We start from the raw sequence: 15,392 nt of genomic DNA on the forward strand, positions 1-15,392 counted from the left end.
TCCGTCGTCACTTGGCCGCGGCAGGCGCGTCTTCGCCGAGAAGCTTGCCGTCCGAGGTCTCGAACTGCTTCTTGAAGTCCGCGATGCCGTCCGCGATGGCGGTGAGGGTGTCGTCCGACATCTTGCCGCCCTCCTTGATGGAGGTCATGAGGCCCTGCTCCTTGCGGTGCAGGTACTCCAGGAGCTCCGTCTCGAAGCGGCGGATGTCGGCGACCGGGACCTCGTCCATCTTGCCGGTGGTGGCCGCCCAGACGGAGACGACCTGGTCCTCGGTGGCCATCGGCTGGTACTGGGGCTGCTTGAGCAGCTCGACCAGGCGCTGACCGCGCTCCAGCTGCGACTTCGACGCGGCGTCCAGGTCGGAACCGAAGGCGGCGAACGCCTCCAGCTCGCGGTACTGGGCGAGGTCGAGGCGCAGTCGGCCGGAGACCTGCTTCATCGCCTTGTGCTGTGCGGAACCACCGACGCGGGAGACGGAGATACCGACGTTCAGCGCGGGGCGCTGACCGGCGTTGAACAGGTCCGACTCCAGGAAGCACTGGCCGTCGGTGATGGAGATGACGTTGGTCGGGATGAACGCCGAGACGTCGTTGGCCTTCGTCTCGACGATCGGCAGACCGGTCATCGAACCGGCGCCCAGCTCGTCGGAGAGCTTCGCGCAGCGCTCCAGCAGACGGGAGTGCAGGTAGAAGACGTCACCCGGGTAGGCCTCACGGCCCGGCGGGCGGCGGAGCAGCAGGGACACGGCGCGGTAGGCGTCGGCCTGCTTCGAGAGGTCGTCGAAGATGATGAGGACGTGCTTGCCCTCGTACATCCACTGCTGGCCGATGGCCGAACCGGTGTACGGCGCCAGGTACTTGAAGCCGGCCGGGTCGGACGCCGGGGCGGCGACGATGGTCGTGTACTCCAGCGCGCCGGCCTCTTCGAGGGCGCCACGCACGGAGGCGATGGTCGAGCCCTTCTGGCCGATGGCGACGTAGACGCAGCGGACCTGCTTCTTCGGGTCGCCCGAGCGCCAGTTGTCACGCTGGTTGATGATCGTGTCGACGGCCAGGGCGGTCTTGCCGGTCTGGCGGTCACCGATGACCAGCTGACGCTGGCCACGGCCGATCGGGGTCATCGCGTCGACGGCCTTGTAGCCCGTCTCCATCGGCTCGTGCACCGACTTGCGCGCCATGACGCCCGGAGCCTGCAGCTCCAGGGCGCGACGACCGCTGGTCTCGATCTCGCCGAGGCCGTCGATCGGGTTGCCGAGCGGGTCGACCACTCGGCCGAGGTAACCCTCGCCTACGGCAACGGACAGGACCTCGCCGGTACGGGTGACCGGCTGGCCCTCCTCGACGCCGCTGAACTCGCCGAGGATGACGGTACCGATCTCGCGCTCTTCGAGGTTGAGCGCGAGGCCGAGGGTGCCGTCCTCGAACTTCAGCAGTTCGTTGGCCATGGCCGAGGGGAGGCCCTCGACCTTCGCGATGCCGTCGCCGGCAAGGGTGACCGTACCGACCTCCTCGCGCGAGGCCGCGTCCGGCTTGTACGACTGGACAAAGTTCTCCAGCGCGTCCCGGATCTCCTCCGGCCGGATCGTGAGCTCCGCCATCTGGGTTCCCTGCTCTCCTTGTTGGGCCCGAAGTTTCACTTGGGGGGTGCCTAGACTCCCGGACTCCCCCCAATAAGAGGTGAATCCTCTGCACGGCCCAACCAGGGCCGTAGGTATACGTACGTACTGCTGTGAAGTTTTGTGCTAGCCCGCCATGCGGCGGCCGGCGTCCTCGATGCGGTCCGCGATGCTGCCGTTGATGACCTCGTCGCCGACCAGCACCCGGATCCCGCCGAGGACCTCGGGGTCCACGTCGAGGTTGAGGTGCATCTGGCGGCCGTAGAGCTTCGCGAGGGCGGCGCCGAGGCGCTGCTTCTGCGGGTCGCTCAGCGGGACCGCCGAGGTGACGACGGCGACCATGCGGTCCCGGCGGTCGGCGGCGAGCATGGACAGGGACTCGAGTCCCGCCTCCAGGCTACGTCCCCGCGGCGCGGTCACAAGGCGCGTCACCAGACGCTCGGTCGTGGCCTCGGCCCGGCCCCCGAGCAGGCTGCGCAGCAGCTCGCCCTTGGCGCCGGTGGTCGCACCACGGTCGGTCAGCGCGGCCCGCAGCTCGGTGTTCGAAGAGACGATCCGGCCGAACCGGAACAGCTCGTCCTCGACGTTGTCGAGCGTGCCCGCCTGCTGGGCGGCCGTGAGGTCGGCGATGTCCGCCAGCTCCTCCAGCGCGTCCACCAGGTCGCGCGAACGCGACCAGCGGGAGCGCACCATGCCGGCCAGCAGGTCGGTGGTGGGCCCGCCGACCTGGCTGCCGAAGAGGCGCTGGGCCAGTTCGGCCTTGGCCTCTCCGGACTGCGACGGGTCGGTGAGGACCCGACGCAGCGACACCTCGCGGTGCAGCACCGCGGTGACCGCGGCCAGCTCCTCGGACAGCTTCTTCGCGTCGGCGGACGTCGAGTCCGTCAGCGCGTCGAGACGCTCACGTGCGGCGGCGGCAGCCTCGCGACTGGCTCCGTGCACGCTCATCGAGTCGCCTCGGCCTTCTCCTCGAGGTCGTCGAGGAAACGGTCGATGACGCGGCTCTGCCGGGCGTGGTCCTCCAGGGACTCGCCTACGAGCTTGCCGGCCAGCTCAGTTGCGAGCTTGCCGACGTCCTGGCGGAGCGCGGACGAGGCGGCCTTGCGGTCGGCGTCGAGCTGGGAGTGACCGGCGGCGACGATCTCCTCGCGCTGCCGCTGGCCTTCCGCGCGCATCTCGGCGATGAGCGTGGCACCCTGCTCCTGCGCCTCCTGGCGCAGCCGCGCGGCCTCGTGCCGGGCCTCGGCGAGCTGAGCCTTGTACTGCTCAAGGACGCTCTGGGCCTCGACCTTCATGGCGTCGGCCTCTTCGATGCCGCCTTCGATCGCCGCGCGACGCTCCTCCAGAACCTTGTTGATGTTCGGAAGCAGCTTCTTCCAGAAGAAGAAGAACACGATGGCGAAGGCGATGGTGCCGACGAGCAGCTCGGGGCCGGGCGGGAGGAGCGGGTTCTGCTCTTCCTCGGCGGCGAGCCGCACCAGGTTGTCGATCACATCAGTGCCTTTCGTCGATACGTGTGGGTAAGGAGTGATTACTTACCGAACACGAACGGCATGACGATGCCGATGAGGGCGAGCGCCTCACAGAAGGCGAAGCCCAGGATCTGGTTGGCGCGGATCAGGCCGGCAGCTTCGGGCTGACGAGCGAGGGCCTGGGTGCCGTTGCCGAAGATGATGCCGACGCCGACGCCGGGGCCGATGGCGGCGAGGCCGTAGCCGATGGAACCGAGCGAACCGGAGACAGCGGCAAGGGTCTCAGTGGCAGCCATGCTGAATCTTCCTTCTGTTTCATGTGACCGGCGGGGGTTGGCCACCGGACGCTTGGGGCTTGCGGGAGGTGTGCTCAGTGGTGCTCGGCGAGAGCACCCTGAATGTACGAGCAGGCGAGGAGCACGAAGACGTACGCCTGGACCGCCTGCACGAAAAGCTCGAAGAGGATCATGACGATGGTCATCACGAAGGAGACACCGGCCGCCGGGACCATCGCACCGTTCAGCAGGTACCAGGAGGCGACCGTGAACATCACCAGCATCAGGTGGCCGGCGAACATGTTGGCGAACAGTCGGACCGCGTGTGTGAACGGCCTGACCAGCAGGTTCGAGAAGAACTCGATGACCATCACGAGCGGCAGCACCGGGCCGAGCGACTTGTCGTAGCCGGTGACGTTCTTGAAGAAGCCGACGAAGCCGTGCTTCTTGAACGTCAGCGACACCCAGAGCACGTAGACGATGCCGGCCAGCACCATCGGGAACGCGATGATCGACGACACAGGGAACTGTGCCAGCGGGATCACGGACCAGATGTTCATGATCCAGATGAAGAAGAACAGCGAGACCATCAGGGGGACGTACTTCTCGCCTTCCTTCTTGCCGAGGGTCTCGTAGACGATGCCGCGGCGTACGAAGTCGTATCCCGCTTCGCCGATCATCTGGAGCTTGCCCGGTACCACCTTCGCCTTGCCGAAGGCAAGCGTGAAGAAGGTGACGACCAGGAGGGTGGTGATGAGCGCGAGCAGCATCACCTTGTTGAACTCGAACCCGCCGACCGTCGCGATCGGCTGGAAGAGGAACGAGTGCAGGCCCGGTGCCGGGAAGCCGCAGCCGTTGTCGGACATGATCCGACAGTTCCACTCAAAGGCGAGCTGGGTCTGGTCAGCACTCACCACGGGCTCCTTCGGCGTGACGCATGGGTACGGCAACCTCGTTGTGTCGGCGCGGCACGAAGCCGCGGGTCGGCACTGGACTGGTGAAACGGATGTGGGGGCGGCTTTGGGGCATCAAGCCTCGCGATTGAGCAGGCGTCAGCTCAGATGCCCGCGCCCGCGATGCCGCAGTTGGCACCGGACGATAGCAGGAGAACTCGCAAGCCTTTATCCCGGCCCTACCCCTCACGACGTCGACCCGGACTTCTCGGACTTTTCAGTCTTCGACGAGTCCGGATCGATGTAGAAGATCTTGGCCTTCATGTGCGCACGGGCCTGCGCCGCCATCCACACGACGGTCGAGACGACCAGGGCGACCGCGAAGGCCTTCGGGTTGAAGGCGTCGGTGTCCTGGAACAGGCCCACGAAGATCAGCAACAACAGCAACTGGGCGACATAGAGCATCAGCCCCATGGCCTGGAACAGGTGCGGGAGCGTTTTTGCCGTCCACTGCAACACGTAGAGCCCGATGCCCATGAAGAGGATCGCGAGGACCGTGCCGACCGCGGCGCCGACAGCACCCTTGCCACCGGCGACCCCGGCGCTGACGGCGACGACGATCGCGCCGACAGCCGCTGTGGGGACAGCGGTGTGCAGAAGGTTCCGGGCGTCATTGGACGGCATGGCGGCAACTCCGCTTTCGCAGGGGGCGTGGGGTGTCGTCATGGACGAGCGTAGTCCTGGACGGAGAGTGGATTCCTCACACCAATGAACCGTCGCACCACGGTCCTTCGGCTCTGTCCTGGGTTCTCGTGAACCGTATCACAAACTATTTGATGAGGTCTTTACCTGGATGGTGTGCTCGGCGTCACACATGAGAGTGAACCCGCGCGTCTGTGCAGAATCGGCGCCCACTTGTCTGGTATTAGGGCGCTTTGTTCGTGCGGGCTCAAGCAAAGTGTTAGTCAGATTCTTACCTTGCGTCAGCGTGACGACCCGGCCTTACGCCGGTCCAGGAGCCGCGAACGAGAGCTGATCGCCGTCGCCCCGTTGACTCCGGAGACCCCGGCCCGCACCGGTGCGTGGTGCTGTTCCGCGGGTACGGAGGGCGTGGACGCGGCGGGCGCCGTCGCCTCGGCCGCCGGCTCCTCCACCGTCCGGCCGCGCCGGTAGCGCGGCGGCACGAAGCGCTCGGCCCAGCGCGGGGTGCGCGGGGCGAAGCGCGGCAGCAGCAGGAGGACGAGCCCGATCGCGCTCAGTGCCACCACACTGAGGACGATCCACATGGACGCGTTGTTGACCGAGTAGGACAGCGCCCCGAAGCCGATGAGCGCCGACCAGAAGTACATGATCAGGACGGCCCTGCTGTGCGAGTGGCCGACCTCCAGGAGCCGGTGGTGCAGATGCCCCCGGTCGGCCGCGAACGGCGACTGTCCGCGCCAGGTGCGCCGCACGATGGCCAGCACCAGGTCGGCGGCCGGGATCGCGATGATGGTGAGCGGCATCAGCAGCGGGATGTAGACCGGGACCATCTGGTGCACGGTCTCGCGCTCGGACCCGGAGAACAGGTTCATCGCGTCGGGGTCCATCTGCCCGGTGATGGAGATCGCGCCGGCGGCCAGCACCAGGCCGATGAGCATCGACCCGGAGTCGCCCATGAAGATCCGCGCGGGGTGCATGTTGTGCGGCAGGAAGCCGAGGCACATGCCCATGAGGATCACCGCGAACAGGGTGGCCGGCGCGGCGGCCTCGATGCCGTACGAGACCCAGATCCGGTAGGCGTAGAGGAAGAACGCGGCCGACGCGATGCACACCATGCCCGCCGCGAGGCCGTCCAGGCCGTCGACGAAGTTCACCGCGTTGATGGTGATGACGACGAGCGCGACCGTCAGCAGGGTGCCCTGCCACTGGGTCAGCGCGACGTTGCCGACGCCCGGGATGGGCAGCCACAGGATCGTCAGACCCTGCATGACCATCACGCCGGCGGCGATCATCTGGCCGCCGAGCTTGATCAGGGCGTCGATCTCGAACTTGTCGTCGAGCACCCCGATCAGCCAGATGAGGGCGGCGCCGGAGAGCAGTGCCCTCGGCTCGTTCGACGTCTCGAAGACCTCGTGGAGGTTGGTGAGGTGGTCGGCGACGAGCAGTCCGGCGCACAGCCCGAAGAACATCGCGATCCCGCCGAGCCGCGGAGTGGGTTCCCGGTGCACGTCACGGGCCCTGATCTCCGGCATCGCTCCGGCCACGATCGCGAACTTCCGTACCGGCCCTGTCAGCAGATACGTCACCGCGGCCGTGATGCAGAGCGTCAGCAGGTATTCACGCACGGGCTTCCCCACAGGTCTCGCTGGCCATCCAGGCCCCACACCCTAGCGAGGGACGCATAAGGTTGGGGACTTCCGGGTAGCGACGATGGTTGCACGCGGGCCTGTGCACGAGTTGACGATTACCCCTCACAGCCCGGGATACGGCGGAAATCTACCGGCCAGCTCCCGCACCTCTTCACGCGCCCCACCACTCTCGACAGCCCCGCGCAGCACACCCGCGACCAGCACCGCGACCCTCGCCATCTCGGCTTCTCCCATCCCCTGCGTGGTCAGCGCGGCCGTCCCGAGTCGCAGCCCACGCGCCTCCCCATGGGGCAACGCACAGCAGTCCAGAACCACTCCCGCGGCGGAAAGCAGCCCCCGCGCGGTACGTCCGTCCACGCCGAGAGGCGCCGGATCGACGGTGATGAGATGCGTATCGGTCCCGCCCGTGGTGACGATCAACCCCTCGGCGGCCAACCCCTCCGCCAGCACGCGCGCGTTGGCGACCACCTGATGGGCGTACGCCGTGAAGGCCGGGGTCGCCGCCTCGCCGAAGGCGACGGCCTTGGCGGCGATCGTGTGCATCTGGGCGCCGCCCTGCGTGAACGGGAAAACCGCCCGGTCGACCCGTTCCGCCAGCTCGCCGCCGCACAGCAGCATCCCGCCGCGCGGCCCGCGCAGCACCTTGTGGGTGGTCGCGCAGACGACATCGGCGTACGGCACGGGACTGGGCGCCGCTCCCCCGGCGACGAGCCCGATGGGATGGGCGGCGTCGGCGATGAGATAGGCGCCCACCTCGTCGGCGATCTCGCGGAAGAGGGCGTAGTCGATGTGCCGGGGATAGGCGATGGACCCGCACACGACGGCCTTGGGGCGATGGTTACGGGCGAGCGTGCGCACCTGGTCGTAGTCGATGAGCCCGCTCTCGGCATCCACCCCATAGGGCACGAAGTCGAACCAGCGCCCGGAGAAGTTCGCGGGCGACCCGTGGGTGAGGTGTCCGCCGTACGGCAGCCCGAGGGCGAGGACGGTGTCACCGGGGCGCAGGAGGGCCGCGTAGGCGGCCAGTACGGCCGAAGACCCGGAGTGGGACTGGACGTTGGCGTGTTCGGCGCCGAACAGGGCCCTGGCCCGTTCCACGGCGACGCGCTCGGCGACGTCGACGATCTCGCAGCCGCCGTGGTGCCGGGCGCCGGGATACCCCTCGGCGTACTTGTTGGCGAGCGGCGAGCCGAGCGCGGCCAGCACGGCGGCCGAGGTGAAGTTCTCGGCGGCGATCAGCTGAAGCGTGGTCGCCTGCCGCTGGGCTTCCCCGAGCAGTATCTCGGCAAGCTCGGGATCCTGCCGCCGCAGTACGTCGACATCGCTCTCAAAGGCATGCGTGACCGACATGGTGGGCTCCGAGCGTCGACGGTGACGTATGTCCAATGTAGGCCGCAGCGCCCTGATCGGCGCGGGGCTGTGTCGATACGCGGCTCCGCCACGCGGGCGCGACAAGCTCCGCGCCGGGCCCGTCGTCATCCGCGCCGCGGGGCTGTATCCATATGCGGCTCCGCCGCGTGGGCACGACCGGCCTCCGCGCCGGGCCCGTCGTCATCCGCGTCCACGGAGACGCGCCCCAAAGGGGCGCGGGGAACTGCGCGACAAGCCCCCACCGGCCCGCAGCCGCACACCGACACACAGAGGCAGGACCGTGGGCGCTCAGGCCTTCGCAGGCACCCCGGTCAGCGCCGTCACCACCGGATCCAGCGCCTGCTGTATCTCGTCGCCGATCGAGCGGAAGAACGTCAGCGGGGCCCCGTACGGGTCGTACACCTCGTCCGCCTCCGCCGTGGGGGCGAGGAGCCACCCGCGTAGAGCCGCCGCCGCGCGGACCAGGGCGCGGGCGCGCTGGATCATGCCGTCGTCCAGCGGCGGCAGCGTCGCCGGGTCGATCGCCTTCACCAGGCGGGTGAACTCCTTCAACGTGAACGTGCGCAGGCCCGCCGAGTGCCCCATGGAGATGACCTGCGCGCGATGGTCCCGCGTCGCCGTCAGCACCAGGTCCGCCCGGATCACGTGCTCGTCGAGCAGCTCACGCCCGGTGAACCCGGAGGGATCCGCGCCGAACTCCGCGAGGACCGCCTCCGCGTTGGCCTCCATGGGCGCGCCCTCGTGGCCCCACGTACCGGCGCTCTCCACGATCAGGCCGCCCCACAGCGGGTCGCCGAGCCGGTCCGCCAGGGCATGCCTGGTCAGCCGCTCGGTGATCGGTGAGCGGCATACGTTGCCGGTGCTGACATAAAGGATGCGGAAGGCGTCCCGCGAGGCCCCGTCCCAGGCTTGAGTCCCCGTGACCCCCGTACGCGTGCCTATGCCACGCCCCGCGTCAGGGGCTGTCAATTCGCCACCTCGAGGTCGGGGACCACCTTGCGCAGCTCATCGGCCGACAGCGCGCCCGCGCGCAGCAGGACCGGCACCTTGCCCGTGACGTCGACGATCGACGACGGGACGATTCCGGGCGTGGGGCCGCCGTCCAGGTAGACGGAGACCGAGTCGCCGAGCATCTCCTGGGCGGCGTCACAGTCCTCGGGGGCAGGGTGGCCCGTCAGGTTGGCGGAGGAGACCGCCATGGGGCCGACCTCGGTCAGCAGCTCGATGGCGACCGGGTGCAGCGGCATGCGTACGGCGACCGTGCCACGGGTGTCCCCGAGGTCCCACTGGAGGGACGGCTGGTGCTTGGCGACGAGCGTGAGGGCGCCCGGCCAGAAGGCGTCGACGAGTTCCCAGGCCATCTCGGAGAAGTCCGTGACCAGGCCGTGCAGGGTGTTCGGGGAGCCGATCAGAACGGGCGTGGGCATGCCACGACCACGGCCCTTCGCCTCCAGCAGGTCGTTGACGGCCTCGGAGGAGAACGCGTCGGCACCGATGCCGTAGACCGTGTCGGTCGGGAGGACCACCAGCTCGCCGCGGCGGACGGCGGACGCGGCCTCGCGCAGACCGGTCGTGCGGTCGGTCGCGTCGTTGGTGTCGTATCGCCGAGCCATTTAGCGGGCCTCCTCGTACACGTACTGCTGGGGGTAGAAAGTCTGGGTGACGCTCACGGCATGGCCTTGCGGGCGGTCGCGAAGCGGGGGCGGTTGTTGAGGTCCGGGTGGTCGGCCGCGTCGGCCCAGCCCCGTTCCTCGGTGAAGATCCACGGCACCTGGCCGCCCTGGGTGTCCGCGTGCTCGACGACGACGACGCCGCCGGGGCGCAGCAGACGGTGGGCGGTGCGTTCCAGGCCCCGGATGAGCTCGAGGCCGTCCTCGCCGGAGAACAGGGCGAGTTCGGGATCGTGGTCCCGGGCCTCGGGAGCGACGTACTCCCACTCCGTGAGCGGGATGTAGGGCGGGTTGGAGATGACCAGGTCGACCTGGCCGTCGAGGTCGGGGAAGGCGTCCAGGGCGTTGCCCTGCCGCAGGTCGACCCTGGACCCCTCCATGTTCTTGCGGGTCCACGCCATGGCGTCCTCGGACAGCTCCACGGCGTGCACACGGGAGCGCGGGACCTCCTGCGCGAGGGCGAGCGCGATGGCGCCGGAGCCGGTGCACAGGTCGACGATCAGCGGCTCGACGACGTCCATCGCCCGGACGGCGTCTATGGCCCAGCCGACGACCGACTCGGTCTCGGGGCGCGGCACGAACACGCCTGGTCCGACCTGGAGTTCCAGGTACCGGAAGAAGGCCCGCCCGGTGATGTGCTGGAGCGGCTCGCGGGCCTCGCGGCGCGCGATGACCTCCCAGTAGCGGGCGTCGAAGTCGGTGTCCTTGACGGTGTGCAGCGTGCCCCGCTTCACGCCGTGCACGAACGCGGCGAGTTCCTCCGCGTCGTTGCGCGGCGAGGGCACGCCGGCGTCGGCCAGCCGCTGGGTGGCCTGGGCCACCTCGGCGAGCAGCAAGCTGCGGGGGCTCGGGGGCCGTCCCCCAATGTTCTGCTGCACGCTGGTCCTCCGGTACTTGTCACTCGTACGGGGCTCGTACGGGGCTTACGCTGCCGCCAGCTTCGCGGCCGAGTCCGCGTCGACACAGGCCTGGATGACGGCGTCGAGGTCGCCGTCAAGGACCTGGTCGAGGTTGTAGGCCTTGAAGCCGACGCGGTGGTCCGAGAGGCGATTCTCCGGGAAGTTGTACGTACGGATCTTCTCGGAGCGGTCGACGGTGCGGACCTGGCTGCGGCGGGCGTCGGCGGCCTCCCTCTCCGCTTCCTCCACGGCTGCCGCGAGGAGCCTGGAGCGCAGGATACGCATCGCCTGCTCCTTGTTCTGCAGCTGGCTCTTCTCGTTCTGGCAGGAAGCGACGACTCCGGTGGGAATGTGCGTGATGCGCACGGCGGAGTCGGTCGTGTTGACGGACTGCCCGCCAGGCCCGGAGGAGCGGTACACGTCGATGCGGAGGTCGTTCGGGTTGATCTCGACGTCGACCTCCTCCGCTTCCGGGGTCACGAGGACACCGGCGGCGGAGGTGTGGATGCGGCCCTGCGACTCGGTCGCGGGCACGCGCTGTACGCGGTGCACTCCGCCCTCGTACTTCAGCCGGGCCCAGACGCCCTGGCCGGGCTCGGTGGCGCCCTGGCCGCCCTTGGTCTTCACGGCGACCTGGACATCCTTGTAGCCGCCCAGCTCGGACTCGGTGGCGTCGATGATCTCGGTCTTCCAGCCGACGCGCTCGGCGTACCGCAGATACATCCGCAGGAGGTCACCGGCGAACAGGGCGGACTCGTCGCCGCCGGCGCCCGCCTTGACCTCCAGGATCACGTCCTTGTCGTCGTTGGGGTCCCGGGGAACGAGCAGCAGGCGCAGCTTCTCGGTGAGCTCCTCGCGCTGCTTCTCCAGTTCCTTGACCTCGGCGGCGAAGTCGGGGTCGTCGACGGCGAACTCCTTCGCCGTGCCGATGTCGTCCCCGGTCTGCTTCCAGGAGCGGTAGGTCGCGACGATCGGGGTCAGCTCGGCGTAGCGCTTGTTGAGCTTGCGCGCGTTGGCCTGGTCGGCGTGGACCGACGGGTCGGCGAGCTTCTTCTCCAGGTCGGCGTGCTCGGTGAGCAGATCCTCGACGGCCTCGAACATGGGGGCTCCTGAAAACGTGTGGTGCGTGAGGGAAGGCGGGCGACCAAAAACGCCGGTCCAGGTACGCCCCGGAGGGCGACCGTGGACCGGCGCTGGTGCCTCGCTACTTCTTGGAGCCGGCAGTGGCCTTGCCGAAGCGGGCCTCGAAGCGGGCCACACGGCCACCGGTGTCGAGGATCTTCTGCTTGCCCGTGTAGAACGGGTGGCACTCGGAGCAGACCTCGGCGCGGATGTTGCCGCTCGTGATCGTGCTGCGGGTGGTGAACGACGCGCCACAGGTGCAGCTGACCTGCGTCTCGACGTACTCGGGGTGGACTTCGCGCTTCAAGGGGTTCTCCTAGGTTCGGGAGGGCGCCGGGTCGCCTCCGCGGGGTGCGGGTGCGTGAACCGGGGCCGACGTACCAGTCTGCCAGGACTGGGCGCATCCCCCAAAACCGGGGGTGGGGGTTGGATATTCCCTGCGGGTGCGTGGGGCTTCTCGCGCAGTTCCCCGCGCCCCTGAAAAACGGAGGGCTACGCCCTCCTGTTTTTCAGCTCACCACTCCTGCCGCGTCTCCCTTTGCCGTGCCCTTTGTCGCCGCTGCCGGGATGGGCTTGTCAGCCTTGAGGGCGTTCCAGACCAGTTGGGCCTTGGTGTCGTCCACTATCACCCTGTTGGGGTTGGACGGGTCGTACTCCACCGGCATGGTGATCATGGTCATGTTGGTGGAGCTGATGCTCTTCAGGCCCGTCGCGAAGGAGGTCAGGGAGCGGACCGAGCCCAGGTCGGAGTCCGTGGTGATCGCCTTGGTGGCCGTGTCCGCCAGGTCGAAGAGCTTCTTGGGGTTGGTGAGGACTCCTACGTCCTTGATCTGGTCGACCAGGGCCTTGATGAACGCCTGCTGGAGCTGGATGCGGCCCAGGTCGGAGCCGTCGCCGACGCCGTGGCGGGTGCGGACCAGGCCTAGGGCCTGCTTGCCGTTCAGCTTGTGGGTGCCGGCCTTCAGGTTCAGGTGGCTGTCCGAGTCCTTGATGTTCTTGGTCGTGGTGATCTCCACGCCGCCCAGCTCGTCCACGAGCTTCTGGAAGCCGGTGAAGTCGACCTCGATGTAGTGGTCCATCCGGATGCCGGTGAGCGACTCGACGGTCTTCACCGCACAGGCGGCGCCCCCCGTGGAGTACGCGGAGTTGAACATCACGCCGGTCGCCGCGTCGTGCGTGACGCCCTTGGCGTCGGTGCACGCGGGCCGGTCGACGAGGGTGTCCCGGGGGATGGAGACGACACTGGCCTTCTTGTGGCCCTCGTACACGTGGACGATCATCGCGGTGTCCGAGCGGGCGCTGCCGTCGTCCGTACCGCCGCCGAGCTTCTTGTTGGCGCCGGAGCGGGTGTCGGAGCCCAGGACCAGGATGTCCTCGGAGCCGTTGTCGACGTTGGTCGGGCGGTCGGTGCCCAGGACCTGGTTGATGTCGACGCTCTTGATGTTGCCGTTGAGCTTGAAGTACACGTACCCGAGTCCGGTGCCGCCGAGCACGACGATGGCCGCGGCGATCCAGGCAGTGACGAGGAGCGCCCTGGAGTGCTTGCCGCGGGGCTTGCGGCGGCTGCGCCTCTTCGCTGGATCAGCGGGATCAAGCGGATCGCTCTCGGCGGACATGTGTTCCCCTCGGTCTCGTCCCGTCGGTTACCCCCTGCTTTCAGGGCCAGTCCTGGTTCCGTCGTAACCGGTCAGTCAGACGGTCATTACGGAAAAAGGGTTGCACAACGAACTGTGCCCTTCGCGTGGCGCGAAGGGCACAGTTCATGACCGAACGGACGGGATATTCCTCGGAAAGGACTCAGAGGACCCCGTTCACCTGCGGGTTCAGCTGATGATGTCCCACTGCTTGTAGTCGGTTCCGACGGACTTCGGTGTGCCGAAGATCGCACTCGTGCCCTTGCCGGTGCCCGGGTACAGGTACATCACTCCGGCGGGCGTACGGGCCAGGAAGTCGGCCTTTCCGTCGCCGGTCACGTCACCGGGGGTGACCAGGGTGTTGAAGCCGCTCCAGGAGCGGACCTTGACCCGGGGCACGAAGGCCTGGGAGCCGGTCTTGCCGTTGCCCTTGAGGAGGTAGCCGACTCCGCCGGTCTTGGTGCGGGCCAGCAGGTCGGCCTTGCCGTCACCGGTGAAGTCGCCGTGGCCGACGATGGTGCTGTACTGGTTCCACCCGGTGGAGACCTTGGACGGCGACCCGAAGGTGCCGTTGCCGTTGCCCGGGTAGATCCACAGGGCGCCCGCGGTGTCGACCGAGAGGACGTCGGGCTTGTAGTCGCCGGTGACGTCGCCCGGGGTGATGATCCGGGTGCGGGTCTTCCAGTTGGCGAAGATCTTCGTCGTGGCCCAGGACTCGCTGTCGGGCACGTAGTGCATCCAGTAGACGGCACCGGTGGCACTGTCGCGGACCACCAGGTCCTGGTAGTCGTCCCGGTTCAGGTCGGTCTGCAGGACGACGTTGACGCCGTCCCAGTTGCCCCAGACCGTGCTCGGGCCGAAGCTCGTGCCCTTGGAGTCCTTCGAGTAGCCCACCTTGGTGGAGGCGCGGCGCAGCCACAGGTCGGCGAGGTGGTCACCGCTGAGGTTGGCGTCCTCGACCCGCGGGTACACGGCACCGACGTACGAGGTGACCTTCGAGAAGACGCTGTAGGCGCCCTTCTCGACACAGTCCGTCACACCCCACGAGACGACGCCGACGACCTTGCCGGCCACGACGAGCGGCCCGCCGGAGTCGCCGTTGCAGGCGGTGGTGGTGCCGGTGTCGCTGCCGGTGGCGGGCGTGCCCGCGCAGACCATGTGGCCCGCGACGAAGTCCGTGCCGTAGGCGCCCTTGCAGGTGGCGTCGGACTGGATGGGCAGCGTGGCCGTCTTCAGCGTCGGGGAGACGTCCTGGGTGGTGGAGCTGGTGCGCCCCCAGCCGAAGACCTTGGCGTTGGTAAGCGCCTTGTAGGAGACGGTGTCACCGGCCGTCGTCATCCGGATCGGCGCGGCCTTGACGGGGTACGCCAGCGTCAGGACGGCGATGTCGTTGTCGAACGTCGTCGAGCTGTACGACGGGTTGTTCCACTGGCGCCAGACGCCCGAGACCGTCCCGTCCGTGTTCCCCGAGTCGTCCGGAAGGCTCGCGGTACCGGTGACGACGGTGCCGTTGGCCTTCCAGTTGTAGTTCTTGACGCAGTGCGCGGCGGTCAGGATCTTCGTCGGCGCGATGACGGCGCCGCCGCAGAAGAACCCGATGTCGTCGCCGGTCGCGGTCGTGCCCTTGTCGTCGTAGTACCAGAGCTGCGCCATGTACGGCGCCGCCGAGATGGTGGTCGTCGAACCACCGATGATCTTCGCGTCCTTGGTGCCCGTGACGGTGCCGGCGGTGAACGACGACTTGTTCGTCGTAACGCCCGGGATGTCGTCTCCGGCGGCCGCGCCCGCGATGCGCTGCTCCAGCTCGGCGGTGCTCGGCACCGCGCTGCGGCTCAGGTCGGCGGTGGGCTGCGGCAGGGCGGTGGCGGCGTTCGCGGACGACATCATCAGCGCGCCCGTGACGGCGGCGGCGAGGCCGGCGGCAACGAAAGGAACGGCGATCCGCACACGACGTCTGTGGCGGCCCTCACCGGACAGGGATATACCCACTCAAGTCCCCCCTAGGGATCGTCAGTTCGGGCACCCCACAGGAACCGGCCCGAAGAGCGCGATCGTACACCTGTCCCAAACACCACAAAGGGCCACCCCTG

15 protein-coding genes are annotated in these 15,392 nt (G+C 68.3%); all 15 read right to left on the reverse strand.

All coding sequences use genetic code 11. The features are described from left to right. Window positions 1-7: 7 nt before the first annotated feature. Entirely contained in the window at window positions 8-1,597 is a 1,590-nt protein-coding gene (atpA, locus tag LUX31_RS12230) for a F0F1 ATP synthase subunit alpha (protein ID WP_235474808.1), read from the reverse strand. Between the two features lie 144 nt (window positions 1,598-1,741). Beyond that, window positions 1,742-2,557, reverse strand: a complete 816-nt coding sequence (locus tag LUX31_RS12235) for a F0F1 ATP synthase subunit delta (protein ID WP_235479893.1) — start codon at window positions 2,555-2,557, stop codon at window positions 1,742-1,744. Between the two features lie 2 nt (window positions 2,558-2,559). Further along, entirely contained in the window at window positions 2,560-3,108 is a 549-nt protein-coding gene (locus LUX31_RS12240; RefSeq protein ID WP_235474809.1) for a F0F1 ATP synthase subunit B, read from the reverse strand. A gap of 38 nt (window positions 3,109-3,146) precedes the next feature. Beyond that, the gene (locus LUX31_RS12245) at window positions 3,147-3,383 is read right to left on the reverse strand and encodes a hypothetical protein (RefSeq protein ID WP_015657805.1); all 237 of its coding nucleotides are present in this window, start codon (window positions 3,381-3,383) and stop codon (window positions 3,147-3,149) included. A 74-nt stretch (window positions 3,384-3,457) separates the two neighbouring features. Beyond that, entirely contained in the window at window positions 3,458-4,228 is a 771-nt protein-coding gene (gene atpB, locus LUX31_RS12250; RefSeq protein WP_235479894.1) for a F0F1 ATP synthase subunit A, read from the reverse strand. 273 nt (window positions 4,229-4,501) lie between these two features. Beyond that, complete coding sequence (locus LUX31_RS12255; protein WP_235474810.1) at window positions 4,502-4,939, reverse strand: hypothetical protein; 438 nt, start codon at window positions 4,937-4,939, stop codon at window positions 4,502-4,504. Between the two features lie 299 nt (window positions 4,940-5,238). Continuing rightward, on the reverse strand, window positions 5,239-6,582 hold the full coding sequence (locus tag LUX31_RS12260) for an MraY family glycosyltransferase (RefSeq protein ID WP_235474811.1): 1,344 nt from the start codon (window positions 6,580-6,582) through the stop codon (window positions 5,239-5,241). A gap of 126 nt (window positions 6,583-6,708) precedes the next feature. Then, entirely contained in the window at window positions 6,709-7,956 is a 1,248-nt protein-coding gene (gene glyA, locus LUX31_RS12265; RefSeq protein WP_235474812.1) for a serine hydroxymethyltransferase, read from the reverse strand. Between the two features lie 309 nt (window positions 7,957-8,265). Then, on the reverse strand, window positions 8,266-8,946 hold the full coding sequence (locus LUX31_RS12270; protein ID WP_235474813.1) for an arsenate reductase/protein-tyrosine-phosphatase family protein: 681 nt from the start codon (window positions 8,944-8,946) through the stop codon (window positions 8,266-8,268). Beyond that, window positions 8,943-9,590 (reverse strand): L-threonylcarbamoyladenylate synthase, encoded by a 648-nt coding sequence (locus tag LUX31_RS12275; RefSeq protein WP_053745179.1) that lies wholly within the window; start codon window positions 9,588-9,590, stop codon window positions 8,943-8,945. Before LUX31_RS12275 ends, LUX31_RS12270 begins: the two co-directional genes overlap by 4 nt. A 53-nt stretch (window positions 9,591-9,643) precedes the next feature. Further along, complete coding sequence (gene prmC, locus LUX31_RS12280) at window positions 9,644-10,483, reverse strand: peptide chain release factor N(5)-glutamine methyltransferase (protein WP_235479895.1); 840 nt, start codon at window positions 10,481-10,483, stop codon at window positions 9,644-9,646. Between the two features lie 87 nt (window positions 10,484-10,570). Beyond that, a complete protein-coding gene (prfA, locus tag LUX31_RS12285) occupies window positions 10,571-11,647 on the reverse strand; it encodes a peptide chain release factor 1 (protein ID WP_235474814.1) in 1,077 nt (358 codons plus the stop codon). Window positions 11,648-11,750: 103 nt separating this feature from the next. Further along, complete coding sequence (gene rpmE, locus LUX31_RS12290) at window positions 11,751-11,975, reverse strand: 50S ribosomal protein L31 (RefSeq protein WP_235474815.1); 225 nt, start codon at window positions 11,973-11,975, stop codon at window positions 11,751-11,753. Between the two features lie 202 nt (window positions 11,976-12,177). Continuing rightward, entirely contained in the window at window positions 12,178-13,284 is a 1,107-nt protein-coding gene (locus tag LUX31_RS12295) for an LCP family protein (protein ID WP_235474816.1), read from the reverse strand. A gap of 207 nt (window positions 13,285-13,491) precedes the next feature. Further along, window positions 13,492-15,249, reverse strand: coding sequence for a trypsin-like serine protease (locus LUX31_RS12300; protein ID WP_235474817.1), 1,758 nt, complete (start codon window positions 15,247-15,249; stop codon window positions 13,492-13,494). Window positions 15,250-15,392 lie beyond the last annotated feature (143 nt).

This window comes from Streptomyces sp. GQFP, from assembly GCF_021545335.1.
In the GTDB taxonomy this organism is placed as follows: domain Bacteria; phylum Actinomycetota; class Actinomycetes; order Streptomycetales; family Streptomycetaceae; genus Streptomyces.

Coding starts and splice junctions, on each gene's coding strand:
- LUX31_RS12295 (WP_235474816.1), bottom strand. CDS start 13,284: ATGTCCGCCGAGAGCGATCCGCTTGATCCCGCTGATCCAGCGAAGAGG.
- atpA (WP_235474808.1), bottom strand. CDS start 1,597: ATGGCGGAGCTCACGATCCGGCCGGAGGAGATCCGGGACGCGCTGGAG.
- LUX31_RS12255 (WP_235474810.1), bottom strand. CDS start 4,939: ATGCCGTCCAATGACGCCCGGAACCTTCTGCACACCGCTGTCCCCACA.
- prfA (WP_235474814.1), bottom strand. CDS start 11,647: ATGTTCGAGGCCGTCGAGGATCTGCTCACCGAGCACGCCGACCTGGAG.
- glyA (WP_235474812.1), bottom strand. CDS start 7,956: ATGTCGGTCACGCATGCCTTTGAGAGCGATGTCGACGTACTGCGGCGG.
- LUX31_RS12245 (WP_015657805.1), bottom strand. CDS start 3,383: ATGGCTGCCACTGAGACCCTTGCCGCTGTCTCCGGTTCGCTCGGTTCC.
- atpB (WP_235479894.1), bottom strand. CDS start 4,228: ATGTCCGACAACGGCTGCGGCTTCCCGGCACCGGGCCTGCACTCGTTC.
- LUX31_RS12275 (WP_053745179.1), bottom strand. CDS start 9,590: ATGGCTCGGCGATACGACACCAACGACGCGACCGACCGCACGACCGGT.